Source organism: Fusobacterium sp. DD2 (assembly GCF_018205345.1).
GTDB lineage: Bacteria > Fusobacteriota > Fusobacteriia > Fusobacteriales > Fusobacteriaceae > Fusobacterium_A.
The window spans coordinates 1-17,802 of record NZ_JADRHM010000051.1 but is presented as its reverse complement, the minus strand read 5'-3'; the positions used below and the strand labels follow the sequence as shown (position 1 = coordinate 17,802).

Sequence of the window (17,802 nt, the reverse complement as noted above, 5' to 3'; positions counted from 1 at the left end):
CTGTTGAAAATCAATGGAATAAAATCATTGATTTATAACAGCTACTTTATTCTTTATTTACTTCATGCTTTGGGTCAATACATATGATTTTAAAAGAAGTGTCATATAACAAACCATGTAAACGAAATGGATTTCTACTTTTTCCAATATGAATAATCTGTTCTTTAAATTTATGACAGTATAATTTACTATTTCTGTCAGGGTTAGTTTTACCTCTATTTATTCTAGAAAACTCCTCATAAGTTTTGCATTTTATTACTTCTAAAATTAAGTTATTAAAGTCCTTTAACTGGCTTCGTGATAAATCTTTTAGTCTAACTTGTTGATAGTTTTCTTCATAAAGCTGAAAAGAAATATCATAATTATGATCAATATTAGGGACAACTGTTAAAGGTTCAACTTTCTTTTCTATATTACTTTGTATATTTGTTAATATCTTTCCTTTAACATTTTTTAAATCCTTTATCTCAGATGATTTTTTATTTTTGTTTCTCTTTTTTTTCATATTTGTTAATCACCAATATATATTGATAAATAAAAACTTCTCATATCTTCATCTGAAATTATATTTTGAGATTGTTCCCACATTCCTAATCCTGCTCTAGCATTAATCCAAGGGGTTTCTGAATGAGTTAAACTTTCTAACTGTTGACCATCATATGCTCCATAAGTTGTCCAAACACTTTCAAGCAAATTTATATCTTCTGCTCGAAGTTGTTCAGAACAAGAGGATAAATCTTCTTGATTTATTAAAGTCCAACCATAATTTTTATATCTACGATATAAATCTGGGCAAACAGGTCCATGAATCCACGCTTGAAAATCGTTATTTATTAATCTTTTATTGCATAGAGCTAAATTCCATGCTTGTGCATAATAACATAATTTTTGTAATTTTTTAGGAGTCATTGCCTCTTTGCTTAAAAACCAGTTTGCAATACAAAAAATCGAATACATTTTATACCTCCTCATTTCTTTATACTTTCTAAAGAAAGTATAAAGAAATGAGGACATGTTGTCAAGTAATATTTTACATAACTGATATTATAACAAGTAAAAAATCCCCAATATTTCTACTGGGGACTATATTTTATACATTAGGTTATGCTACGTTTTCCTTTTCTATATTGGGTAAAATTCCAACACTCTTCAGAAGTTCATAGATGAACAATCTTCCTTTTTGTGTCCAATATGTATGAAGTACTACATCCAGTCCTGTACTTCTTGTTATTGGTTGAGTTTTACTTTGTGTGTATCCTTTATCTGCATATTTTTGATACAATAGCCAGACGTTCCCTTGCTTATATTGAACCCCTAATTCATGCAATTTTTCATTTAACCATTGACCACTTTTCCCATAGTCTTTAGCTATTACTGTAATACTAAGTAAGTTTTTACATTGCAGAACTAAGTCATAATAAGTTCCCTTAGGTTTTAACTCTGCTATCTGTTGATTTTTTATTTTATTCTCTAATGCCATAGCTTCTATTTTTTCCTGTTGTTCTAGTGCAAGTTGTAATGCTTCTTTAAAGCTAGTTGGAACTTTGAACTGTCCTTGAAGTTGTTTTTCCATCTCTTCAAACCGATTGATATAAGCCACATTCAAATCAAATGCTTTTGGGACTGCTGCACTATATCCACCTATCAGTTGTGCTATTCCTTTTTTAGTGATTAAATAGTTTCTGTTTGCTTTCCCACTTCTATCTTTGTAATTACTAGGGATATAGAACTGAGCCGAAGTTTCGGCTGAGCTAAATTTATTAACATAAACATCAATTTTCTCTAGTAAATGTTTATGTTGAACACCTAATTCTTCTGCCACTCTATTACTTGTTGTAACTAAAATCCCATTTACATTTTCCACTATTACTGTTAATTCATTCATACTACAATACCTCCTTATCAATACTCTTCATAAATCTTTCCTGAGCAACTGCTGAATAATTTTCTCCATATTCAAAATAGGTTGTCTTGGCAAGACTTATAGTTTCATAAATAAGTTGCTCCAGATCATTAAAGAGTTTTTCTCCCTCTTTTGTTCCTTTCAATACATCCTGGATTTCATAAAGCTTTTTATACATTTTTTCAGTTGCCTCATGATAATCATCCTTTGTCATAAGCTGAGTTCTGCACTCTTCAATAAAATCCAGAATTAATCCTGCATCTTCTGATAACATATATTTTCCTCCTAAAACTTGTATTTTCGGAGTTAGTGTAGTACAATATACTTGCTAGGGTAGTATTGTACTACTTAAAAACTCCTGTTAGAACTCGTAAGAGTACTAATGGGAGCTTTTTTATTTCTTTTTAATAATTATTTCTTTGGTATCCTCGTTAAAAATAACTTCTACTTGTCTTTGTTCTTGAGAAATTTCCATTTTATCAATCCATTTTTTTGGCAAAGTTATTCTAGGCGAGAAATTACCAGCTCCACTTTTACTAAAAGAAATTGTAAGCTCTCTTTTTTCCATAGTATTCTCCTTTTACGTCCCGTTAGTTAATGATACCACTTATAACGGGACGTGTCAACTATTTTTTATTTTACTGCACAAACTCCGCAAATAGTTGCTTTAGGAAGGATATTTATTTTATTAGTCCTATCTTTCTCATAAACTCTATGCTCTGGTCTATTCCAAGTGGGAGAAAAGAAACCATTTTACCAATATCTACTGCCGTTTTATTATCTGATATTTCAGTTACTAGAATTTTATCTCCATTAATTCCTATCAATGTTATCTGTCTTTTATATTTCTTCATTTTCCACACTCTCCTCATAATCTTTCAAATCTATCTTCTGAACATGTCCACACTTACAAGTGACTAATAGCTTATCTCCTTCCAATTCCAATCTTTTGGATTTTGTGAACATCCAGCAATTTAACCTTTTTATTTCCCCAATAAATTTTCCACAACTATCACATCTATATTTCATAAAACCTCTATCCTCACTCCTGGATTATTCTTATCCACCTCATATCCCAAAAAGACAGGGATAATTTCGTCGCAGTTATCATCATCTATCCAACCAAGTTTAACCATCAGATCACAAGGCAACTGACAAGCATTTATATAGTCAAACCTTCGTTTGCTATCTCTTACAAAGTAAAAACCAATTTTATAAGGTTTTTCTTTACCTTCCAGTTTATGCTTAAATTCATTTCTATTTCTTGGAAGCTGAAACTGATAAGCATGTAATTTAAGATATTTCTGAACTGTTTTGCTGTTGATTAAGCATTTCCCGGTCCATTGTTTGGAATTCTTGCTGCTGGGTACATTACCAGATATAAATATCATTTCATTCACCGCCTAATTCATATTTTGTATTTTTATATCTTTCCAGCTTCTCAATATGCATCTTGAAGTCACTGTCAGTTATTCCAACCTTTTTTAAATAATTCAACATAGAAGTAATGACATCAAGTCCTTCTTCTATCTGTCTTTTCCTATCACCTTTAACACATTCAACATAGAATTCATTTATCTCTTCGACTATTTTGTCGTATTGACCTTTCAAGGTTTCTTTGAATTCATAATCATTTAGCTTATTTAAATCCATTGCTCCTCCTAAATTTTGAACCTGTCAATATTTCCGACAGGTTCATTTTTTACTATCCAAAGATTCTAGTCCACCAAGACTTGTTTGAGTTTCTTAACACTTGGTTAGCTATTAATAAGTCTTGTCTGTCCTGCTTGAGTATTTTTATAATGTTTTTATGTGATCCACTAATTTCATTCAATCTGATGTTTTCAGATGCTAATTTATTTAGTTTAGTTTTAAGATTTATTATTTCATCCTGCTGTTTCTTTGTTACTTTCTCAGTGTTCCAAAGCTTATATTTAAGCATCTTGTTTTCTGTCAATAATTCATTTGTTACATCAGCATGTGGAGTTTTATATTTTTTAACTATATTAATCAATGCTTCTCTTGCTGATTTGATACTTGTTATTTTTCTAGTGCTTATAAAGTGAACTCCTAAGCTCTCCTGAAGTACAGTTATTTCATGCTTTAACATATCTTTTGTTGATTGTGCCATTTTCTCTCCTCCTAACATTTTATTGATGACCTTTACTTGATAATTCTTTTTAAGCCATCCATTCAAGAAATTCTCTTTGCTTTTTCTCATACTCTTCCTTCAAAGCTAATTTATCAACATTTTCATAAGAATTAGCATATCCAAGTTGCTTATTTTCATAAGCTAGGATCCACTTTTTAGCTCTTTCCTCATTCCCAATGTACACAATATTTCGTTCATCTCTTCCGACTCCGACAAATCTTGTCGGAATTTCCGAATTTTTACGACTAGCATATGCTTTATAGATTTTTGGGAAATCCCATTTTAGATAATTTTCAAAATCATCTATTTGCATAGTTCCAAGCTTTACCCAACCACCTAAATCTCTAATCGCTAAATGGATTATAGGATCATCAAAAGCGACTGAATTATATGTTCCAACAGTCCCAATAGCTTTTTTTATTTTATTTTGTGCTTCTAAAACTCTGACCTGAATCTGATTATCTTTCATTCCAAGACAAAATTCTCTAATTTCAGCAGGTGTAGGTAAATTAGCATAAACTCTTGATTTTAAAAGATTTGTTATGCCTATAACGAACATATCATCAGGTATATCATCAAGTAATGTTTTATATACTGTTAACTGTTGTTCTGTGAATGGGCTATATTTATCTCCTTTACTAGCTTGTACAACAGTCTCAATCAATACTATTCCCTGCATAAAAATATCCATTGTCATTTACATCAACCTCTTATTTTTTAAATATTTTTGAGCTATGCTTTCCTTTTGTATATTGTTTTGTTGTTTGATAACTGCAGGAAATACTCCTTGCCATTGATTAGACATAGAATAATCTATGCTAAGTATCAAGTGTTTCTCATCCTTAAAGTCTTTCCCAATTCTGCTTATAATTCCAGATATTACCTTGTAAGTTTTAATTGGTTTTTTAATTTCTTTTCTGTATGCTATGTATTCAATTATTTTTTCTTTCAAATCAGAACCTATGTTTTCATTTTGTAATTGGTCCCCTATGTTGTTTTTACTAAAGTTATTCTTACTCTTAGTTATTCTTACTCTGTTGTTATTACTAGCGTACAAGTTTTCTGTACTACTGTGAGTACAGTTTTCTGTACTAGTGTAAGTACAATCTTCTGTACTAATGGTAGTACAATTTTTTGTAGTAGTACAATCTTCTGTACTAGTATAATCTTTTGTACTTTCATTATTAGTAATTTTTTCACCGTCATAAACAGTTAAAAAATAACAACTACTTGCATTAAATTTTTTCTTCTGTACTATCATACCTAATTTTAATAGTTCTTTGATATTATTAGAAACTGTAGTTTTGCTATTACACTTCAAATCACTTACCATTTCATTATAAGAATATTTGATATAAACTTCTCCTTCAGCATTAACCCAGCCATTTTTAGCAGATATTCTTAATCTGTTATACATTAAAGTGTAAGTTTTAAATCCTCCTGCTGTTATTTCCCCAGAAAGAAACATCCTCATTAACCATTTCGGCACTTGATAATAGTCAAGATTTTCTAAATCAGTACTTGTCATAGTTCTCATTTTTTTATCCTCCTCGAGGATCTGTGCCACCAGGTCCCCCTATTTTTAATCTTATGTCTGTCTACCATTTCCGAAGTTTAGATCTGGTGGCTTTAGAAATGATAAACAGGTATAAAACTAAAAATTTAAATTGATGGCAGTTTTAAGGATAAACTGCCAAACCTTACCAAAAAACTAACATATTGGGAAAGATTATGAAAAATGGGGAATGGCAAGACTCGAACTTGCGACCTTTAAGCTCTAGCCATCTGAGCTACACTCCCATAAAAAGCTCTTGCCTAAGGGACATACCCCGTTTCTCTAAAAAATATTCTTAGGAAACTGCAAAAGCGTTGGCATCTTTTGGCGGAAGATACAGGATTTGAACCTGTAAGGCTGTGGCCAATAGTTTAGCAAACTATCGTCTTACCAATTAGACTAATCTTCCATACTCCCTCTTGTGAGGGTTGTTATCTATCCTCCAAAAAGTTATAATATATTTGCTACAACATATTTACTTAAGAAAGGAGGAAAACATTTGAAAAATTATTTTGTTTCCATGTATCAGGTTTTAAAACTTATTGATTATTGTTCCTCACAGGACAAATTTAATTACTCTCTTTTTTCATCTGAAAAACTTGGTATCACTGACAAAGAACTACAAATCATCTTATCCAATGCTTTGGATGAAAGATTAATCACTGGAATTAAGATCTTTCCAGGTATGAGTGGTTTCAAATCTATTAATGCTCATTTAACAACTGCTGGATACCAATTTTTAGAAGAAAATTCAATGATGAAAAAAGCATACAAAACCTTGAAAGAAATCAAAGGTTGGATACCAGGCATTTAAACAGATTTTTTAATATTAATAAAAAATGTTTTAAGAGTGTCATAGGTCAAAGTATTATTTTCTACATGTCCAGTAAATTTAAACTTATGATCTATGAAACTCTTGAAGCTATCCCATTCTTCCTGATTCATTGAGCTTACAATTCTTATTAATTCCTTTAAATCATATTCATACATTTTTAACCTCGAGCAATACATCAGTCAGTTCAATAACTACACTTTCTTCTGACATCTTTGGAGTGTAGTCATTTTTTATTTTTACATTTTTTATTCCAGCAATTATCTGTCCATTTATTTCAACTTTTGTAGCAATTCCATTAGACTTATAGATTTTAATATTGTTGTTCATGACACCTCCTTAATAATTATAAATAAGATTCAGCTTTTCAATTATTTTTTCTACTTATTTGTAGAATAGTTATTCAAAAAAATTTGAAATATCTTCATTCAAAAACTGACATATTTTTTTTATTTGTTCAACTGAAAAACTAATTCTCCCTTTTTTCAAATTCTTTAAATGCCAATAAAAACATTGTTTAGTAATATTTAATGCTACTGCTATATCTATATATTTAATTTCTTTCTTTTTCTTTTTTTCTTCAAGTATTCTTAAAATTTTCAAGAAACTCACCTCTTTTATATTCTACATTTTTGTAGTAAAAAAGTCAAATAATATTTGATTTAAAAAAGAGCCCTTAGGCTCTTTTAATTAGTTGCATACCTTACATGGCTTTCTACTTCCAACTTTAGATATGTCTATTTCTATTATTCTTTTACTTCTAGATAATGTTTTACAACTTTTAGTTGAATGATATTTTTTCCCTTTCGGTGTAACATATACTTTTTGAGCTGCAAAAATAACAGTTGAAAAAGTAATAATAAGTAAAATCAGATATTTTTTCATATTTTCACTTCCAATTTATATTCCTAATAGTTGTTTTTTCTTAGCTTCAAACTCTTCTTGAGTTAATATCCCTTCATCAAGTAATATTTTATATTTACGAATTTCATCAGTTACAGATATTTCATGTGATTCAACAACTTCTTCTTTTGTATCAGATTTTGTTATATTCCCTAAAATAGCTAAAATCTCATCTGCTTCTTGTTTTGCTGCTCTGTATACAAAAGAATCTTTCTTGGTTTCAGCGATTAATAATGGAATTGTTATAACTGGATTAGACTTTCTACTCACAACTATTTTAATTGCTAAATTTTTAATAATAGTTTTTGTTTTTTTACCTCCAGTCACTCCACCTACAATAGCTCCAACTCCTCCCAATAGAGCTCCACCTACAATTGCCCTACCAAGTCCACCCTTTGAAACAGTTTCTCCATCTTCTATCAACTCAAATTCTGAAATTTCATTATAGTCATAAATGAGAGCTGGAATAAACATTTTTTTAGGTATTAAAAATTTCTTTTTATCATCATCAAATTCTATATATTTTCCAACTTTTCTTGTAGCTTTAAACTTAGATATATCTTCCTGATCTTGTTTCGCTTTCTTTATGAAATATTCTATCTCATCTTTAGAATATATTTCTGTTCCTTTTGTTATATCGATATAATTTCCACATGCAGCTATACATTTATTGCATATATAACCATCTGCCAACTTCTTTTTTGTTACTTCTGTGTTACAAATTGAGCACTTCTCTTTTTTTCCAAATCCAAACATAACATCTCCCCCTAGTTATTATTTTATAGCATATACTAAAAAATTACATTAACTTCTAATTATAAATATTATATTCTTTGATATAACAAAAGTCAATTAAAAAAGCCACCAACGTGGGTGGCATCTGTACTAATTCTTATTTATTGAATTTCTATTTTTATCAATATTAATAAAAAAAATTATTTTTTCTCATTAATAAATTTCACTGCTTCATCTAAAGTAAAATCTTTTCCTATTAATAGTTTCATTTTATTGTATGATTCCTTAGTTAATTCTGCGTTTATAGTTTTTAAAAACTTTTTATCAAATAAATATGAATTTATAAAAACAATTTTTTCAGTTACTGTCATTGGCTTTGTCATTTTTATATATGTTGATACTTTAAAAATGTCATATAAATTTCTTACAAAAATCATAAATTCATATCCTATCGAACAGATAAAAGCAATTTCAAAAGCAATTAATATTTTAAAAATAAGGTTTTTGAAGTTATTTGTAAAATTAAAAAAATCGAAAAAAATCAATTCTTTTTCCATTTTCAAGAGAATTTCAATACCACCATTAAATGCTATTCCAATCAATAATAAAACTACATAGGAATAAAAGTAGATATTTATTTCAGTAAACTTTGATGTTTGATTATTAATTGATTTTGTCAATTCTTTCAAAACTTCTTCATCTAGTAATGCTTGTATGATTGAATAACTTGCTATAACAATTCCAATAAAAAATAGTGATATACTCTTAAAATTTGTAACTAGTAATTCTAATATATTTTTTTTATGTCCGAAAAGCAAGAAAAAAATTTGCTTATATTCTCCTTTTATGAGCAATTGTTCTAAGAAAAAAAGCAAAATATAAATAAATATGAAAACTACAGCTGCCCTAATATATAATTTAAAAATTATTTTAATTTTTTGTCGAAAATTTCTTTTTAGAACATCTGTTTCCATTTTTTCACCTCATTATTTACAAAGTTTTTTTATCTGCTCTTCAGTTTCATTATAAACTATTTTATTGTGCTCGTCAATTTCAGATAATCTCTTTTCTGCCTTAGCAACTTGATTCACTGCTTCCTTAATATTTTCATTATCAGAATTCGATTCATCAAAATAATATTCGATTATTTTAACATAAGTAGAATTTTTTATTGTTTCCCATTCCTTATCTTTAAATTTTGCTCTCAATGTATAGCATGCCATATCTTTTAACGTTAAAATAGTTTGTTTTATTTTTTCTAAATTTGTAGGTTTATCAATTTTTTGTTCTATATTTTTAGCACCTAATTCTTTTCTTTCATTTTCTAGATTAGCTATATATTTGTCATCAAAAAGTATAGAGTTTTGAGCTTTAATCTGAAATTTAAAATAATCAACAACTTCAACTGATTTTAACTTATTTTTCAAAGTTATTTCTTCTGGGATTTCAAATATATCTAATTCAAATTTTAATAATTTTTTATCTTCTCTAATGTCATTAACTTTAATTATATTTTTCATGCTATGCTTTATTAAACTTTTAAAATCACTTAAGGTAGGACTACCAGGTTGACTTGGAATATATAACATTTTATGATTTACTAGAATTAAAATAAATTCACTATATGGTGCACTATCAACTTCTTTATTTACTTGTATCAAATTACCTTTTGAATCTAATTGATTTTCAATTATCAACGAAATATCTTTTATAATTTTTCCATAAAGACAATAACCCAACTCACTTTTAAAGATTTTAACTTCATGAAACATTAACTTTTTTACAATTGACCTTGATTTTTCTTGTCTTCCGTTTTTAAAAGCTGGAAACACGATTCTATTGAATTCTTTTAACATTGGTTCGTTGTTTTCACCAAAAACACAATTAAAATTTACTGCTTTTATAAATTTTTTCCCTTTCATAAATATTTCTCCTTCTACAAAATTAGTATAAAATAATACTATTTAGGTAATTTTACAACTTCCCCTCTAATATAAATTTAACAGCTCTACCCTTTATACTGAATCTCTCCAGCATCTCTTCAGTTACATAAATATCATCATACTGAGGATTTATACTCTTCAATATAATCATTTTTAGCTGTTCATTCTTCACTACCTTTTTAATATATGTCTGACCATCAAGATCTAATACATATATTTTCCCATCTACGATATCTATTTCACGAGGATCAACAACAATATAAGCTCCATCCTGGATAAGAGGTTCCATTGAGTTACCTGAAACTTCTATCAGGTAACAGTTATCATCAAAACCATTTTTTCTTATCATAATTGATTTAGTGCTTTCTGAAAAATTAAGGCAACCATTTCCAGCAGATGCAACTGCCATGACTGGAATACGTATTAAAGAATCATCTATTTTTTTTATATTAGGAATACTTTCTAGTTTCTTTTTTATTTCATCTGGTGTCCTATCTAATGCAACAGCCAGTTTTAATTTTTCACTTTCTTCTCTATCTAAATTAAAGACTTCTATAAACTTATCTATAAAGTCATCTTTAGGTGTTCTTTTTCCTGTTTTATAATGTCCAACAGAAGATAATGAAGCTCCTGTCATATTAGCTATTACTTCAAGCTTATACTGTGTCTTTTGCATAAAGTTTTCTATGTATTTAGCTACTTCTTTTTGTTCTTCCATACATATAAACCTCCTTTTTAATTACATTATAATAGTCTTTCCTAAAAAATTCTACAAAAAAGTAAAATAAAATTTGACTTTCTTTCTACAAAGTTGTAGAATTTTAATATAAATAGAAATAAACAAATTTTTTTAAATACTTAATCTACAAAAATGTAGAAAAAGGAGATTTTTATATGACACTAAACGAATTAAAAAACTTAATTAAAACATTGGAAAAACTTGGAAAGAAAGCTAACGAAGTAACATTTATAAGTTTAAAGAGATTATAGGAGTGGTAAAAAATGTTTGGAAAATTAAAAATAGGCTCTGAAGTGTGGAGCACAAAGAGAGGCAAAGGCAAGATAAAAAAGATACTTAAGAAACAAAGAATATTATTGGTTGAGTTTAACGGCGGTATATGTGACACATACACATTTGATGGAAAGAGTCATAAAGCAGACAAAGAACAAGAATTATTTTTATAAAACAAATAGGAGTGATTAAAGATGATGGATAAAGTTCTTTTGAAAAATAACACACTAAATACTATAACTTTGAATCAAATATTAAATAAAGGCATAGAAACAACAGCTGTGGTTGGTTTTCCAATTAATTTACTTAGAAGAGCAATAGGGAAATATCAATTTTTAATAAGACCAGGAAAAACAAGTAAGTTTGAATCAGGTTATAATTATAAATTTACATTAATTGCAGGAGCTGGGAATTTCATAGATGTTTATACAGATATACCTGTTGAAGTGATTTAAAGCTAGGAGGAGAATATGAAATCAATAAAAGCAATGAAAGAAAATTTGATGGCTGGAAACTTTGAACTTGTGCCACTTAATAGGGGAAAAGAATTATTTATAGCATGTTCAAATAAAATACCACAAAGGTTTGAAGCAATTATAGAAAATGCACAAGGAGATGTAATAAAGAGAGTAGAAACTGAAGACATTGATGAGCTATTTGAAAAATTGAAAATAAAAAAATCTTAAATTTTTAACATAGCTTCCAGCAAACTCTGGGAGCCTTGTCAAAAACTTAAAAAGAGGTGGAGAAAATGACAGTTAAGGAACTTAGAGAAGTAGCAAAAGAACTTGGATTAAAAGGTTATAGTAGATTAAGAAAAGCAGAATTAGAAGAACTAATCAATAAAACTAAAGAAGAAAAAGAAGAACTTACTTTATCAGATGTAGAAAAAATAGTGCCACCAATAGTTGATATTTACTCATATGAAAATGAAGAAAAATGGCATGAGCTGAGAGCATTAGGAATAGGTGGTAGTGATATAGGTGCTTTATTAGGTGTTAATAAATGGAAGAGTGCAATAGATGTATATCTCGATAAAACACAAGGTAATAAAGGTATTGATAACAGATTTACTCACTTTGGTCATAAGCTGGAAAAAGTTGTTTTTGAAGAGTTTGCTGAGAGACATCAAGAACTAAAATGTTATACAGTTCCTTACACAATAAAACGAGGTGTCTGTGTGGCTAATGTGGATGGAATGATATATGACCCAGCAAGAGATAGATATGGAGTGTTAGAACTAAAGACAACAAGTGAATACAATAAATCAGAATGGGAAGGAGAGACAGTCCCCCAGTCATATTATGCTCAGGTACAACACTATCTATTCGTGACAGGATTATCTTATGCATACATTGCTTGTCTGATAGGTGGAAATGATTATAGAGAATTCTACATTGAAAGAGATCTTGATGATGCTGAGCTTATAAAAAATACAGCAACTAACTTCTGGAATAATCATGTTATGAAATCAATTCCACCAATGTTAGATGGCTCTGATAGTTATTCAAAGTATTTACTTGAAAGAGCTGAAAAAGAGAATGACGAGATTATTGAGCTTGATGACCTAACTGATAAGGCTTCCGAGTATAAGGACTTAAAGGAACAAATAGCAGCCTTGGAAAAGGAACTAAAACTTAAAGAACAAGAGATACTTCTTGAAATGAATAATAAATCTTGCAAGAAAGCCAAAGCTGGAGCTTATAAATTCACAATAGTGACTACCAATAGAAAGTCAGTTGATAAAAAGGCATTAGAAAGGGATCACGGAGATTTAATAGAGCAGGTTAAGACATTAGAAGAACAGTATACGACAATAAAGTCATCAAGTTATCTTAAAATAACAACTTCTAAATAGATTAAAAATGTAGAGGGGATACTTTTAAAATTATTTTTCTAAAGATTGTAACTCTTTCTGTAATGAAGCTAATTCTTTTTTTAGGTCATTTAAAAGTTTAGTGTCTGAAACAGAAATTGTATCATCATTTGTATAAATAGTTTTGTTCAACATTTTTTTACTTAGATCATATATATTTTTTTCGCATTGTTCAATAGATGCTTTAAGAAATAAGATTTTTTCATCTGGAGATAAATGTATTTTTGATTCATTAACACATTTAACTTTTTGTTTAAACATCAAAATCTCCTTTCTCCCCTCTACAATAATTATTATATAACAAAATATCAATAAAAAAAACTAAAGGTGAATTAATGAAAAAAATATTAGATGTATGTTGTGGGTCAAAAATGTTTTGGTTTGATAAAAATAGAGATGATACAGTGTATATGGATAATAGAGATTTTGAAGATACATTATGTGATGGAAGAAAACTTGAAATTAAACCAGATATTATAGGAGATTTTAGAAATATCCCATTTTCAGACAAGACTTTTAGATTAGTTGTATTTGACCCTCCACATTTATTAAAAGTTGGTAGCAATAGTTGGTTGGCTAAAAAATATGGCCAATTAAATGAAAATTGGAAAGAAGATCTAAGACAAGGATTTAAAGAATGCTTTAGAGTTTTGAAAGAAGATGGAATTCTAATATTCAAATGGAATGAAGAGCAAATAAAACTGGCCGAGATTTTAAAATTAACAGATAGAAAAGCACTATTTGGAAATAAAAGAGCTAAAACTCACTGGCTTGTATTTATAAAAGATTAAGGAGGATAAATAAAATGGCAGAAACTAAAGTAGCAAAGAACAGCCTTAAAGGAGCTGTTACAACTGAAAGAAAAGAGAGAACAATATTTGACGTAGTAAAGGCAGGAGAAAAGCAGTTCGCTGCTGCACTTCCTAAACACATTAACAGTGAGAGATTTACAAGAATAGCAATAACAACAATAAGACAGAATCCTAAGCTGGCACAATGCACACAAGAGAGCTTGCTCGGAGCATTAATGACTTCGGCTCAGCTAGGACTTGAACCTGGAATTTTAGGTCAATGTTATCTTATTCCATATGGAAGAGAATGCCAATTTCAAATCAGTTACAAGGGTATGATAGAGCTTTTAAGAAGAAGTGGACAACTTAAGGATATATATGCTTACAGTGTTTATTCTAATGATGAATTTGAAATGGTGTATGGATTAAGAAGAGATTTAAAACATAAACCAAAACTAGATGCAGACAGAGGAGAAATGATTGGATGCTATTGTGTAGCTATTTTAAAGGATGATACAACAGCCTTTGAATTTATGACTAAACAAGAAATTGAAGCACATGGGAAAAAGTTCAGTAAAACTTATAATAACGGACCTTGGAAAACTGACTTTGAGGCTATGGCACATAAAACAGTGGTTAAAAAGTTATTGAAATGGCTTCCAGTTAGTGTCGAGTTCCTTGAAAATGTTGCAAAAGATGAAAAGACTTTTGTGGCTGATAACAATAACATGAATGAAGTTAAGGAAGCTGAAACAGTAGATGATAACCAAATTGATGTAATAGACGCAGAGACTGGAGAAGTAATTGAAAATCCAACTGCTGAGGATCTAAAAACTCTTTTGATGATAGCTGAAGGAAATAAGCTTGATATAGTAAAAATTGCTAAGGAGCAGTATAACATTACTAACCTGGAGCAAATGACCATTCAACAATACGAAGAACTAAAACAGATAGCAATCAACGGAAAATAATAATAGAGCCCTGGAGTTCTTCCAGGGCAACTCAAAGGAGATAAAATGACAATATTTATAAGGTTTTCTATATCTTCCAAATAAGGTTGAAAGAGATGAGTAGTTAGCACTACAACAGACTAGCAATCCACAATCGTAAAGTGTCTCGTGATAATGATAAGCAAATCATAAAACTGTTTGTAATTGCGTTATTTAACTGCTAATTAAATAGCATGGGAAGTTAAAACAGTTGCCTATTCATAAGCTAATAAAGCTGTGGATAGGTAAGATATGGAAAAACATGTGGTAAGTTTCAGCGGTGGAAAAGATTCCACTGCGATGTTACTAATAATGCTGAAGAAAGGCATGAAAATCGATGAAATTATATTCATCGATACTGGGATGGAGTTCCCAGAGATGTATGAGCATATAAAACAAGTAGAAAAATATATAAAAAGAAAAATTACGGTTTTAAAATCTGAAAAATCTTTTGAATATTATATGTTTGAGCATGTAAAAACAAAAGGGAAAAATAAAGGTCAAAAAGGTTATTCATGGCCTGACTTTAGAAATCGGTGGTGCACTCAGGCACTGAAAAAACAAATTATAAAAAATTATTTAAAGACAAAATATAAAGGTTTCAACATAATAGAATATCATGGAATTGCTGCTGATGAAACAAAAAGGTTACAAAAGAATAAAGAAAAAAATATTAGATACCCGTTAAATGAATGGAGCATGACTGAGGCTGATGCCTTAAATTACTGTTACAGCAAAGGATTTACCTGGAATGGATTATATAAAAAACTTGGTCGAGTCTCATGCTGGTGTTGCCCTTTAAAATCTCTTAAAGAATTGGAAGTACTTTATAGGTACTATCCGGAAAAATGGGAGTTGTTGAAAAAGTGGCAATCACAAACATACAGACAATTCCGGGTAGATTATACCCTGGAAGAATTGGAAAAGAGGTTTAATGAAGAACAATTAGAAATATTTTAGGAGGTTATAATGAAAATAAAAAAACTAGACGGCTATGAGTATATGGAAGTTACTTTATTTGAATATATAAAACTAAAAATTTTAAGGTGGTTAACATGATTATAGAAATATATAAAGGAATTGATAGTACAAAACCGGTAGATATTATTTTAATTCTAGATTAGAGGTATAAAGATGGATAAAATAATGTATTACTTTAAAAAGAATAATATAGATTTGAAATTTATTGAAAGTACTCAAAAGTTTGGAATAAATAAAAATAATGAATGTACAAGACTGCTAAATGACATTAGTTTATATAAGTTTTATTCTTATATCTTAGGAGTAAAAAGAAGTGGAAGATGTCAGTATTTACTATTTGATGATGCCTATCATATTCTAATTAATGAAGTCACTCAAACTGCATTTTTAAAAAAATTGGATAATTTTTTAACTCCTGAATCCGTAGATGATACTATAATAAATATATTTATTAAACAACTTAGAGAAAAAAATAAAATTACCAGAAAGGAATTAGCAGCTGGAATAGATAAATCTATTCGTAGTATAATGGCATATGAAAATTTACATCTTAATATAACTGTGGAGATACTGGAGAGCATACTTAAGTTTTTAAATATATCTTTAGAAAACTATAAAAAAGAATTTGAAACTTATTTAAAAACTAACAACTTAAATTACTTATTCCATGACTTCCAGATTAATAGATCCTTAATGGAAAATCAAAATAAAAAAGAAGTGAAAGATTTGGTACCTATAAAAAGACTAACAGAAAAATACAATATTAAACTAAGTCTTATATACAGATATTCAAAAATAGCAAATGAAAGCATGAAAGAAGATAATTATAAGATAGTCAAAGGCAAAGTAAGTCTTAAAAAATTTGATGAAATATATACAAAATATAATAGGAGTGAGTAAAATGGAATTATTAAAAGTAGGTGATGTTGCTAAAATATGTAATATCAGTATTGCTACTGCATATAAAATAATGCGAGAAGTTAATGAAGAAATGAAAGAAAAGGGATATATTATAATCAGAGGGAGAGTAAATAAAAAGTTCTTGTATAAAAAACTTGGAATTGAAGGTGAATAACTATGTCAGCCACTAAAGACAATAAAACTGGGAAATGGATTTCCCGGTTTTATTATACAACTTATGAAGGAAATAAAAAACAAGCATTTAAACGAGGATTTGCAACTAAAAAAGAAGCATTAGAATACGAGCGAGAATTTTTAAATAAACTGGATCTAAATATTGATATGACCTTTAAAAGTTTATACGAATTATATATGGAGGATATAAGAAATAGACTCAGAAAACATACATTGGAAACTTAAAAAAATATAATGGAATCAAAAATATTGCCTTTTTTTAAAAAATTAAAGATAAGTGAAATAACTCCAGTAGTAGTCAGAAGATGGCAGAATATAATTCTCAATGCTGAAAAAAACGGTCAAAAATATAGCCAAACATATATAAAAACTATCAATAATCAGCTTGTTGCTATATTCAACTATGCCGTAAAATTTCACAATTTGAAAGAAAATCCATGTCACAAGGCTGGTTCAATCGGGAAAAAGAATGCTCATGAAATGAATATCTGGACTGTTGAAGAATTTGACAAATTTTATAAGGCCATACATAACAAACCAATGATTAGTACTGGTTTCTATTTATTATTTTGGACAGGTATAAGAATTGGCGAACTACTTGCACTCACAGTTGGAGATATTGACTTTGATAAAAAAACTCTAAGAATAAATAAATCATATCAAAGAATAAATGGAGAAGATGTGATTACTGCTCCTAAAACACCTAAATCAATAAGAACAATTGATTTATCTGATGATTGTATTATGCTTCTTGCTGATTACCTAAATAAATTATATTCTCCAGAGGAAGATACTAGATTATTTAATTCTACTAAACATGCTTTTGAAAAAAATATTGCTCTTTATTCTAAAAAAGCAAACGTCAAAAAAATAAGAGTACATGATTTACGACATAGCCATGCAAGTTTTTTAATAAATAACAATGTAAATATTTTAGCAATAGCTTCAAGACTAGGGCACGAAAAAATTGAAACAACTTTAAATATTTATTCCCATTTATATAGAAGTTCTTATGATTATATGATTGATGTTTTA

The 17,802-nt window shown here is 28.8% G+C and carries 32 protein-coding genes and 2 tRNA genes; 12 read left to right on the top strand and 22 right to left on the bottom strand.

Annotated elements, in window-relative coordinates:
• Nucleotides 1–46 precede the first annotated feature (46 nt).
• The 14 genes from IX290_RS08400 to IX290_RS08335 all read right to left on the bottom strand — a co-directional run bounded on the left by IX290_RS08400 (nt 47) and on the right by IX290_RS08335 (nt 6,019).
• Nucleotides 47–505: an MAG6450 family protein gene (locus IX290_RS08400; protein ID WP_211492768.1), complete on the bottom strand. Its 459-nt coding sequence runs from the start codon at nt 503–505 to the stop codon at nt 47–49.
• 5 nt (nt 506–510) lie between these two features.
• Nucleotides 511–957, bottom strand: coding sequence for a type II toxin-antitoxin system antitoxin SocA domain-containing protein (locus IX290_RS08395; RefSeq protein WP_211492767.1), 447 nt, complete (start codon nt 955–957; stop codon nt 511–513).
• 145 nt (nt 958–1,102) lie between these two features.
• The gene (locus IX290_RS08390; RefSeq protein WP_211492766.1) at nt 1,103–1,885 is read right to left on the bottom strand and encodes a phage regulatory protein/antirepressor Ant; all 783 of its coding nucleotides are present in this window, start codon (nt 1,883–1,885) and stop codon (nt 1,103–1,105) included.
• A gap of 1 nt (nt 1,886) precedes the next feature.
• Nucleotides 1,887–2,177, bottom strand: a complete 291-nt coding sequence (locus IX290_RS08385) for a hypothetical protein (protein ID WP_211492765.1) — start codon at nt 2,175–2,177, stop codon at nt 1,887–1,889.
• 120 nt (nt 2,178–2,297) lie between these two features.
• Entirely contained in the window at nt 2,298–2,471 is a 174-nt protein-coding gene (locus IX290_RS08380) for an AbrB/MazE/SpoVT family DNA-binding domain-containing protein (RefSeq protein ID WP_211492764.1), read from the bottom strand.
• 112 nt (nt 2,472–2,583) lie between these two features.
• Nucleotides 2,584–2,757 (bottom strand): hypothetical protein, encoded by a 174-nt coding sequence (locus IX290_RS08375; protein WP_211492763.1) that lies wholly within the window; start codon nt 2,755–2,757, stop codon nt 2,584–2,586.
• Entirely contained in the window at nt 2,744–2,932 is a 189-nt protein-coding gene (locus IX290_RS08370) for a hypothetical protein (protein ID WP_211492762.1), read from the bottom strand. Before IX290_RS08370 ends, IX290_RS08375 begins: the two co-directional genes overlap by 14 nt.
• Nucleotides 2,929–3,294, bottom strand: coding sequence for a hypothetical protein (locus IX290_RS08365; RefSeq protein ID WP_211492761.1), 366 nt, complete (start codon nt 3,292–3,294; stop codon nt 2,929–2,931). The genes IX290_RS08370 and IX290_RS08365 overlap by 4 nt, the downstream gene beginning before the upstream one ends.
• A 1-nt stretch (nt 3,295) precedes the next feature.
• The gene (locus tag IX290_RS08360; RefSeq protein ID WP_211492760.1) at nt 3,296–3,556 is read right to left on the bottom strand and encodes a hypothetical protein; all 261 of its coding nucleotides are present in this window, start codon (nt 3,554–3,556) and stop codon (nt 3,296–3,298) included.
• Nucleotides 3,557–3,608: 52 nt separating this feature from the next.
• Nucleotides 3,609–4,034, bottom strand: coding sequence for a hypothetical protein (locus IX290_RS08355; RefSeq protein WP_211492759.1), 426 nt, complete (start codon nt 4,032–4,034; stop codon nt 3,609–3,611).
• A 49-nt stretch (nt 4,035–4,083) separates the two neighbouring features.
• On the bottom strand, nt 4,084–4,752 hold the full coding sequence (locus IX290_RS08350) for a DUF6475 domain-containing protein (RefSeq protein WP_211492758.1): 669 nt from the start codon (nt 4,750–4,752) through the stop codon (nt 4,084–4,086).
• Complete coding sequence (locus tag IX290_RS08345) at nt 4,753–5,592, bottom strand: replication initiator protein A (protein ID WP_211492757.1); 840 nt, start codon at nt 5,590–5,592, stop codon at nt 4,753–4,755.
• A gap of 203 nt (nt 5,593–5,795) precedes the next feature.
• Nucleotides 5,796–5,855 (bottom strand) — tRNA-OTHER (locus IX290_RS08340).
• Between the two features lie 80 nt (nt 5,856–5,935).
• A tRNA-Ser gene (locus IX290_RS08335) sits at nt 5,936–6,019 on the bottom strand.
• A 90-nt stretch (nt 6,020–6,109) separates the two neighbouring features.
• On the opposite strand from IX290_RS08335, the gene IX290_RS08330 reads away from it, so the two are divergent.
• Complete coding sequence (locus tag IX290_RS08330; protein WP_211492756.1) at nt 6,110–6,424, top strand: YjcQ family protein; 315 nt, start codon at nt 6,110–6,112, stop codon at nt 6,422–6,424.
• Nucleotides 6,425–6,592: 168 nt separating this feature from the next.
• Here the strand turns inward: IX290_RS08330 and IX290_RS08325 are convergent, their stop codons facing one another.
• The 7 genes from IX290_RS08325 to IX290_RS08295 form a co-directional block, all read right to left on the bottom strand.
• Nucleotides 6,593–6,772, bottom strand: a complete 180-nt coding sequence (locus IX290_RS08325; RefSeq protein WP_211492755.1) for a hypothetical protein — start codon at nt 6,770–6,772, stop codon at nt 6,593–6,595.
• A gap of 69 nt (nt 6,773–6,841) precedes the next feature.
• Nucleotides 6,842–7,045 carry an XRE family transcriptional regulator gene (locus IX290_RS08320; RefSeq protein ID WP_249168908.1) on the bottom strand — a complete coding sequence of 68 codons (204 nt, stop codon included), beginning with the start codon at nt 7,043–7,045 and terminating at the stop codon, nt 6,842–6,844.
• An 87-nt stretch (nt 7,046–7,132) separates the two neighbouring features.
• On the bottom strand, nt 7,133–7,327 hold the full coding sequence (locus IX290_RS08315; RefSeq protein WP_211492754.1) for a hypothetical protein: 195 nt from the start codon (nt 7,325–7,327) through the stop codon (nt 7,133–7,135).
• A gap of 15 nt (nt 7,328–7,342) precedes the next feature.
• On the bottom strand, nt 7,343–8,101 hold the full coding sequence (locus tag IX290_RS08310; RefSeq protein ID WP_211492753.1) for an SHOCT domain-containing protein: 759 nt from the start codon (nt 8,099–8,101) through the stop codon (nt 7,343–7,345).
• A gap of 179 nt (nt 8,102–8,280) precedes the next feature.
• Complete coding sequence (locus IX290_RS08305) at nt 8,281–9,054, bottom strand: hypothetical protein (protein WP_211492752.1); 774 nt, start codon at nt 9,052–9,054, stop codon at nt 8,281–8,283.
• Nucleotides 9,055–9,066: 12 nt separating this feature from the next.
• Nucleotides 9,067–10,002 (bottom strand): hypothetical protein, encoded by a 936-nt coding sequence (locus tag IX290_RS08300; RefSeq protein ID WP_211492751.1) that lies wholly within the window; start codon nt 10,000–10,002, stop codon nt 9,067–9,069.
• 52 nt (nt 10,003–10,054) lie between these two features.
• Nucleotides 10,055–10,741 (bottom strand): S24 family peptidase, encoded by a 687-nt coding sequence (locus IX290_RS08295; RefSeq protein ID WP_211492750.1) that lies wholly within the window; start codon nt 10,739–10,741, stop codon nt 10,055–10,057.
• A 284-nt stretch (nt 10,742–11,025) separates the two neighbouring features.
• On the opposite strand from IX290_RS08295, the gene IX290_RS08290 reads away from it, so the two are divergent.
• The 4 genes from IX290_RS08290 to IX290_RS08275 all read left to right on the top strand — a co-directional run bounded on the left by IX290_RS08290 (nt 11,026) and on the right by IX290_RS08275 (nt 12,893).
• Nucleotides 11,026–11,208 (top strand): hypothetical protein, encoded by a 183-nt coding sequence (locus IX290_RS08290; protein WP_211492749.1) that lies wholly within the window; start codon nt 11,026–11,028, stop codon nt 11,206–11,208.
• 21 nt (nt 11,209–11,229) lie between these two features.
• The gene (locus IX290_RS08285) at nt 11,230–11,490 is read left to right on the top strand and encodes a hypothetical protein (protein WP_211492748.1); all 261 of its coding nucleotides are present in this window, start codon (nt 11,230–11,232) and stop codon (nt 11,488–11,490) included.
• A gap of 15 nt (nt 11,491–11,505) precedes the next feature.
• A complete protein-coding gene (locus IX290_RS08280; protein WP_211492747.1) occupies nt 11,506–11,721 on the top strand; it encodes a hypothetical protein in 216 nt (71 codons plus the stop codon).
• Between the two features lie 65 nt (nt 11,722–11,786).
• Entirely contained in the window at nt 11,787–12,893 is a 1,107-nt protein-coding gene (locus IX290_RS08275; RefSeq protein WP_211492746.1) for a lambda-exonuclease family protein, read from the top strand.
• 30 nt (nt 12,894–12,923) lie between these two features.
• On the opposite strand, the gene IX290_RS08270 is transcribed toward IX290_RS08275, so the two are convergent.
• Complete coding sequence (locus IX290_RS08270; protein ID WP_211492745.1) at nt 12,924–13,172, bottom strand: hypothetical protein; 249 nt, start codon at nt 13,170–13,172, stop codon at nt 12,924–12,926.
• 74 nt (nt 13,173–13,246) lie between these two features.
• On the opposite strand from IX290_RS08270, the gene IX290_RS08265 reads away from it, so the two are divergent.
• The 7 genes from IX290_RS08265 to IX290_RS08240 form a co-directional block, all read left to right on the top strand.
• Nucleotides 13,247–13,702, top strand: a complete 456-nt coding sequence (locus IX290_RS08265) for a class I SAM-dependent methyltransferase (RefSeq protein WP_211492744.1) — start codon at nt 13,247–13,249, stop codon at nt 13,700–13,702.
• Nucleotides 13,703–13,716: 14 nt separating this feature from the next.
• On the top strand, nt 13,717–14,673 hold the full coding sequence (locus IX290_RS08260; RefSeq protein ID WP_211492743.1) for a recombinase RecT: 957 nt from the start codon (nt 13,717–13,719) through the stop codon (nt 14,671–14,673).
• Between the two features lie 270 nt (nt 14,674–14,943).
• Nucleotides 14,944–15,651: a phosphoadenosine phosphosulfate reductase family protein gene (locus IX290_RS08255; RefSeq protein WP_211492742.1), complete on the top strand. Its 708-nt coding sequence runs from the start codon at nt 14,944–14,946 to the stop codon at nt 15,649–15,651.
• A gap of 174 nt (nt 15,652–15,825) precedes the next feature.
• On the top strand, nt 15,826–16,572 hold the full coding sequence (locus IX290_RS08250) for a helix-turn-helix transcriptional regulator (protein ID WP_211492741.1): 747 nt from the start codon (nt 15,826–15,828) through the stop codon (nt 16,570–16,572).
• Nucleotide 16,573: 1 nt separating this feature from the next.
• Entirely contained in the window at nt 16,574–16,747 is a 174-nt protein-coding gene (locus tag IX290_RS08245; protein ID WP_211492740.1) for a transcriptional regulator, read from the top strand.
• Nucleotides 16,748–16,749: 2 nt separating this feature from the next.
• Complete coding sequence (locus IX290_RS11650; protein ID WP_249168907.1) at nt 16,750–16,992, top strand: Arm DNA-binding domain-containing protein; 243 nt, start codon at nt 16,750–16,752, stop codon at nt 16,990–16,992.
• A gap of 9 nt (nt 16,993–17,001) precedes the next feature.
• Nucleotides 17,002–17,802, top strand: an 801-nt coding sequence (locus IX290_RS08240) for a site-specific integrase (RefSeq protein WP_249168906.1), incomplete at its 3' end; no start/stop codon positions are given.

Coding starts and splice junctions, on each gene's coding strand:
- IX290_RS08250 (WP_211492741.1), top strand. CDS start 15,826: ATGGATAAAATAATGTATTACTTTAAAAAGAATAATATAGATTTGAAA.
- IX290_RS08270 (WP_211492745.1), bottom strand. CDS start 13,172: ATGTTTAAACAAAAAGTTAAATGTGTTAATGAATCAAAAATACATTTA.
- IX290_RS08315 (WP_211492754.1), bottom strand. CDS start 7,327: ATGAAAAAATATCTGATTTTACTTATTATTACTTTTTCAACTGTTATT.
- IX290_RS08360 (WP_211492760.1), bottom strand. CDS start 3,556: ATGGATTTAAATAAGCTAAATGATTATGAATTCAAAGAAACCTTGAAA.
- IX290_RS08275 (WP_211492746.1), top strand. CDS start 11,787: ATGACAGTTAAGGAACTTAGAGAAGTAGCAAAAGAACTTGGATTAAAA.
- IX290_RS08355 (WP_211492759.1), bottom strand. CDS start 4,034: ATGGCACAATCAACAAAAGATATGTTAAAGCATGAAATAACTGTACTT.
- IX290_RS08285 (WP_211492748.1), top strand. CDS start 11,230: ATGATGGATAAAGTTCTTTTGAAAAATAACACACTAAATACTATAACT.
- IX290_RS08265 (WP_211492744.1), top strand. CDS start 13,247: ATGAAAAAAATATTAGATGTATGTTGTGGGTCAAAAATGTTTTGGTTT.
- IX290_RS08390 (WP_211492766.1), bottom strand. CDS start 1,885: ATGAATGAATTAACAGTAATAGTGGAAAATGTAAATGGGATTTTAGTT.
- IX290_RS08375 (WP_211492763.1), bottom strand. CDS start 2,757: ATGAAGAAATATAAAAGACAGATAACATTGATAGGAATTAATGGAGAT.
- IX290_RS08280 (WP_211492747.1), top strand. CDS start 11,506: ATGAAATCAATAAAAGCAATGAAAGAAAATTTGATGGCTGGAAACTTT.
- IX290_RS08385 (WP_211492765.1), bottom strand. CDS start 2,177: ATGTTATCAGAAGATGCAGGATTAATTCTGGATTTTATTGAAGAGTGC.
- IX290_RS08300 (WP_211492751.1), bottom strand. CDS start 10,002: ATGAAAGGGAAAAAATTTATAAAAGCAGTAAATTTTAATTGTGTTTTT.
- IX290_RS08245 (WP_211492740.1), top strand. CDS start 16,574: ATGGAATTATTAAAAGTAGGTGATGTTGCTAAAATATGTAATATCAGT.
- IX290_RS08305 (WP_211492752.1), bottom strand. CDS start 9,054: ATGGAAACAGATGTTCTAAAAAGAAATTTTCGACAAAAAATTAAAATA.
- IX290_RS08310 (WP_211492753.1), bottom strand. CDS start 8,101: ATGTTTGGATTTGGAAAAAAAGAGAAGTGCTCAATTTGTAACACAGAA.
- IX290_RS08380 (WP_211492764.1), bottom strand. CDS start 2,471: ATGGAAAAAAGAGAGCTTACAATTTCTTTTAGTAAAAGTGGAGCTGGT.
- IX290_RS08260 (WP_211492743.1), top strand. CDS start 13,717: ATGGCAGAAACTAAAGTAGCAAAGAACAGCCTTAAAGGAGCTGTTACA.
- IX290_RS08400 (WP_211492768.1), bottom strand. CDS start 505: ATGAAAAAAAAGAGAAACAAAAATAAAAAATCATCTGAGATAAAGGAT.
- IX290_RS08365 (WP_211492761.1), bottom strand. CDS start 3,294: ATGATATTTATATCTGGTAATGTACCCAGCAGCAAGAATTCCAAACAA.
- IX290_RS08350 (WP_211492758.1), bottom strand. CDS start 4,752: ATGACAATGGATATTTTTATGCAGGGAATAGTATTGATTGAGACTGTT.
- IX290_RS08290 (WP_211492749.1), top strand. CDS start 11,026: ATGTTTGGAAAATTAAAAATAGGCTCTGAAGTGTGGAGCACAAAGAGA.
- IX290_RS08345 (WP_211492757.1), bottom strand. CDS start 5,592: ATGAGAACTATGACAAGTACTGATTTAGAAAATCTTGACTATTATCAA.
- IX290_RS08395 (WP_211492767.1), bottom strand. CDS start 957: ATGTATTCGATTTTTTGTATTGCAAACTGGTTTTTAAGCAAAGAGGCA.
- IX290_RS08370 (WP_211492762.1), bottom strand. CDS start 2,932: ATGAAATATAGATGTGATAGTTGTGGAAAATTTATTGGGGAAATAAAA.
- IX290_RS08255 (WP_211492742.1), top strand. CDS start 14,944: ATGGAAAAACATGTGGTAAGTTTCAGCGGTGGAAAAGATTCCACTGCG.
- IX290_RS08325 (WP_211492755.1), bottom strand. CDS start 6,772: ATGAACAACAATATTAAAATCTATAAGTCTAATGGAATTGCTACAAAA.
- IX290_RS11650 (WP_249168907.1), top strand. CDS start 16,750: ATGTCAGCCACTAAAGACAATAAAACTGGGAAATGGATTTCCCGGTTT.
- IX290_RS08295 (WP_211492750.1), bottom strand. CDS start 10,741: ATGGAAGAACAAAAAGAAGTAGCTAAATACATAGAAAACTTTATGCAA.